Origin of the sequence: Vibrio sp. 10N.222.52.B7 (assembly GCF_041474275.1) — a bacterium.
GTDB lineage: Bacteria > Pseudomonadota > Gammaproteobacteria > Enterobacterales > Vibrionaceae > Vibrio > Vibrio crassostreae_C.
The window spans coordinates 1-264 of the sequence record NZ_JBFRTU010000470.1 but is presented as its reverse complement, the minus strand read 5'-3'; the positions used below and the strand labels follow the sequence as shown (position 1 = coordinate 264).

The window sequence follows — 264 nt, the reverse complement described above, 5'->3', positions numbered from 1 at the left end:
AGGTCAGATCAAATTCACTGCCTTGAGATTTGTGTATCGTCATCGCATAAACGGTCTCATGATCGGGAACTCTGCTTGGAAGCACGGCTTTCACACTGCCATCTGGCAACTCAAAATACACCTTCAGTCTAGGTGTGGAATTCGCACTATTTGACTCTAAAGTCGTTGAATCGGCTTCGAGCATACAGATACCAATATCACCATTGTACAAACCTAAACCATGATCATTACGCGTCACCATGACTGGTCGCCCGTGATACCACA

1 pseudogene is annotated in these 264 nt (G+C 45.5%); it reads right to left on the bottom strand.

Annotated features, from left to right (window positions below):
- Nucleotides 1-264 (bottom strand): annotated as a pseudogene (locus AB4512_RS23735) (exodeoxyribonuclease V subunit alpha); the annotation flags it as partial.